The sequence below is a fragment of the Roseateles sp. genome (assembly GCF_036486225.1).
Lineage (GTDB): Bacteria > Pseudomonadota > Gammaproteobacteria > Burkholderiales > Burkholderiaceae_C > Roseateles.
On record NZ_DASVNZ010000417.1, the window covers coordinates 1 to 3,919 of the forward strand.

The window sequence follows — 3,919 nt, forward strand, 5'->3', positions numbered from 1 at the left end:
AGGGAAGGGCCGTCGCGATGCGAGGGCCCTTTGTCGCTGAAAGGCGCCGGAAGACCTCAGATTCAGCGGCCCAACCGGAAAACCCCGCAGAACTTGCGTCCTGCGGGGTTTCGTATTTGGTGGCGCTTCAGGGATTCGAACCCCGGACCTGCGGATTATGATTCCGTCGCTCTAACCGGCTGAGCTAAAGCGCCTTGCGAAGACAGCGACTATAGCAAAGTTTTCGCAGACAATGCAAGCCCCGCCGATCACGGCATCGACAGTTCGGCGCGCGAGTCCCACTCGACCCCCTCCATGTTCAGCTTCCTCAAGAAAAAACTGGGCTTCGGCTCCGCCGAACCCACGCCAGCGCCTGCTCCCGAAGCGCCGCCGGCCCTCGACACCGCGCTCCCGCCGGTCGCCCCCGCGCCCGCCATCGAGCCGCAGTCGACCCCGGCGTCCGCTCCGATCGCTCCGCAAGCACTGACCCCGCCGACTGCGCCCGTTCCGGCGGCCGTCCCGGCCGTCGCTCCGGCGCCCATCGCCGCGCCCGCACCCGTTGCGCCAGCATTGACGCCTGCGCCTGTTGCCGCACCGAAACAGGCTCCTGCTCCGGTCGCGGTGACGCCGGTTGCTGTGCCTGCGCCCGCGCCGGCACCGGTCGCCGAGCCCGCGCCGCGCAAGAGCTGGATGGACAAGCTCCGCCAGGGTCTGCGCAAGACCGGGTCGAGCATCTCCCAGGTGTTCACCGGCACGCAGATCGACGACGCGCTGTATGAGGAACTCGAAGCCGCGTTGCTGATGGCCGACGCCGGCGTGAAGGCGACCGAGTTCCTGCTCGACGATCTGAAGCGTCGTGTGAAGGACGCCAAGGCGACCGATCCGGCCGCTGTTCGGCAACTGCTCGTGGATGCGCTGACGGAACTGCTGCAGCCGCTGCAGCGCCAGCTCGTGATCGGCGAGCACTCGCCGACGGTGATGATGGTGGTCGGCGTGAACGGCGCCGGCAAGACGACCAGCATCGGCAAGCTCACGCGCCATCTGGCGGATGCCGAAGCCAACGTGCTGCTGGCCGCGGCGGACACCTTCCGCGCGGCGGCGCGCGAGCAGCTCGCCGTGTGGGCGGACCGCAACCGCGTCCAGATCGTCAGCCAGGAGGGCGGCGATCCGTCCGCGGTGACCTTCGACGCCGTCGTCGCGGGCAAGGCGCGCGGCTGCGACGTCGTCATCGCCGACACTGCCGGCCGCCTGCCGACGCAGCTCCATCTGATGGAGGAGCTCAAGAAGATCAAGCGCGTGATCGCCAAGGCGCAGGAGACGGCGCCGCACGAGGTGCTGCTGGTCGTCGACGGCAATACCGGTCAGAACGCGCTGATGCAGGTGAAGTCCTTCGACGATGCGCTCGGCCTGACGGGCCTGATCGTCACCAAGCTCGACGGCACGGCCAAGGGCGGCGTGCTCGCGGCGATCGCGCGCGAGCGGCCGATCCCGGTCTACTTCATCGGCGTCGGCGAGAAGCTCGAAGACCTCCAGACCTTCGACGCGCGGGAGTTCGCGCAGGCGCTGCTGGAATGAAAATCGGCTCCCTCGGGAGCCGATTTCCATTGATGGGTGGGGTTACATCGGGAACCCGCCGCCTCCGCCGCCCATGAGGTTCTTGAGGCCGCCCATCTTCTTCATCATCTTCATCAGGCCGCCGCCCTTCATCTTCTTCATCATCCCCTGCATCTGATCGAACTGGTTGAGCAGGCGGTTGACTTCCTGGATGTGGACGCCCGCGCCCGCGGCGATGCGGCGCTTGCGGCTGGCCTTGGATTTGCCGTCCATCAGCAGCGCCGGCTGGCGGCGCTCCTTGGCGGTCATGGCGTTGAGGATGCCTTCCATGCGCTTCATGTCGCGCTCGGCCTTGTCCATGTCGGGCTGGCCGGCCTTGGCGGTCATCTGCGTGGGCAGCTTGTCCATCAGTCCGGACAGTCCGCCCATCTTCTTCATCTGCGAGATCTGCGCGAGGAAGTCGTTCAGGTCGAAACCGTCACCGGACTTGAGCTTCTCGGCCAGCTTCTGCGCCGCCTCGACGTCCACGCCCTTCTGCACTTCCTCGACCAGCGCGACGATGTCGCCCATGCCGAGCACCCGGCCCGCGTGGCGCTCGGCGTCGAAGACTTCCAGGCCGTCGATCTTCTCCGACACGCCCGCGAACTTGATCGGCGCGCCGGTGATCTGCTTCACCGACAGCGCCGCGCCGCCGCGCGAGTCGCCGTCCAGCTTGGTCAGCACGATGCCGGTCAGCGGCAGCGCTTCCTTGAAGGCCTTGGCGGTGTTGATTGCATCCTGACCCTGCATCGCGTCGACGACGAACAGCGTCTCCACCGGCTTGAGCGTGGCGTGCAGGTCGCGGATCTCGGCCATCAGCGCTTCGTCGATCGCCAGGCGGCCGGCCGTGTCGACCAGCAGCACGTCGAAGAAGTGACGCTTGGCGTGATCCAGCGCCGCCAGCGCGATGTCGTGCGGCTTCTGGTCCGGCGCCGACGGGAACCATTCGGCGCCCGCCTGCTTCGTCACCGTCTTGAGCTGCTCGATCGCGGCGGGGCGGTACACGTCCGCGGAGACCGTCAGCACCTTCTTCTTGCGCTTCTCGGTCAGGTGCTTGGCCAGCTTGGCGGTCGTCGTCGTCTTGCCGGCGCCCTGCAGGCCGGCCATCAGGATGATGGCGGGCGGCTGTGCGGCCAGGTTGATGTCGGCGACGCCGTCGCCCATGGTCGCGGCCAGTTCCTTGTGGACGACCGAGACCAGCACGTGGCCCGGATTCAGCGAGGCCGCCACCTCCTGGCCCAGCGCCTTCTCCTTCACGCGGGCGACGAAGTCGCGCACCACGGGCAGCGCGACGTCGGCCTCCAGCAGCGCCATGCGGACCTCGCGCAGCATGTCCTGCACATTGGTCTCGGTGATGCGGGCTTGGCCCCGCATGGTCTTGACGAGCCGGCTCAGTCGATCGGTCAGGGTGGATGCCATCGTTTCGGCCCCGCGTAAGCGGGCGCGCCTCATTACACTTTGCAGATGATTTTATCGTCCGCCTCCGCCGAGCCCAGCGGCCTGATCCTCGCCGCCCTCAGCGCCGCCGGGGCACTGGCCTATGCCGCCGCCGCCATCTTCGCCCACCGGCGCCCCCGCACCTGGCGTGCGGTGCTGGTCCTGGCCTGGCTGCTGCACCTGGCCGCGCTGGTCGTGGACATCGGCGGCATCGGCGCCGCGCCGGTCAACGGCGGGCACGCCGCGCGCTTCGGATTCGCGCCGTCGCTGTCGATGACGATCTGGCTCATGATCGGCGTCTACCTGATCGAAAGCCGCTTCCTGCCGCTGCCGTCGGCGCAGCGGCTGCTCAGCGTGCTGGGGCTGGTCGTGATGCTGGTGGCCTGGGCCTTCCCCGGCGAGTACCGCCCGCAGGCGGGCTCGCCGCTGGCGCCGCTGCACTGGGCGATGGGGCTCGCGTCCTACGGCCTGTGCGGTGTCGCGGTGATGCACGCGGTGATGCTCAACCGCGCCGAGCGCCAGATGCGTTCGCAGAAGGGGCAGGGCGCGCCCGCCTTCGGCACGCCGCTGCTGCGGCTCGAACGCCTGACCTTCCAGTTCGTCGGCGCCGGTGTCGTCGTGCTGTCGATCGCGCTGTTGCTGGGGGTCGCCTTCACGCCGCAATGGCGCTGGGACCACAAGACCTTGTACGCCGTGCTCGGCTGGATCGTGCTGACCGGGTTGCTGACCGGACGCCGCGTGTTCGGCTGGCGCGGCAAGCGCGCCACGCGCTGGCTGTATTTCGGCGCCGCGTTGCTGCTGCTGTCTTACGCCGGCTCGCGCTTCGTGCTGGAAGTCGTCCTGCAGCGTCCGCCGGTCTGATCGCAGAATGCCGCCGATGCTCTCTCCTTCGATCCCTTCGATCCCTTCG

3 protein-coding genes and 1 tRNA gene are annotated in these 3,919 nt (G+C 68.3%); 2 read left to right on the forward strand and 2 right to left on the reverse strand.

All coding sequences use genetic code 11. The features are described from left to right. Positions 1–117 precede the first annotated feature (117 nt). Positions 118–194 (reverse strand) — tRNA-Met (locus VF536_RS27085). A 100-nt stretch (positions 195–294) separates the two neighbouring features. Between VF536_RS27085 and ftsY the strand changes: the two genes are divergently transcribed. Continuing rightward, complete coding sequence (gene ftsY, locus VF536_RS27090) at positions 295–1,554, forward strand: signal recognition particle-docking protein FtsY (protein WP_331618052.1); 1,260 nt, start codon at positions 295–297, stop codon at positions 1,552–1,554. A gap of 42 nt (positions 1,555–1,596) precedes the next feature. Here ftsY and ffh read toward each other — a convergent pair whose 3' ends face one another. Next, positions 1,597–2,991, reverse strand: coding sequence for a signal recognition particle protein (gene ffh / locus VF536_RS27095; protein ID WP_331618053.1), 1,395 nt, complete (start codon positions 2,989–2,991; stop codon positions 1,597–1,599). Between the two features lie 45 nt (positions 2,992–3,036). Between ffh and VF536_RS27100 the strand changes: the two genes are divergently transcribed. Next, positions 3,037–3,870 (forward strand): cytochrome C assembly family protein, encoded by an 834-nt coding sequence (locus tag VF536_RS27100; RefSeq protein WP_331618054.1) that lies wholly within the window; start codon positions 3,037–3,039, stop codon positions 3,868–3,870. The last annotated feature ends 49 nt before the right edge of the window (positions 3,871–3,919 follow it).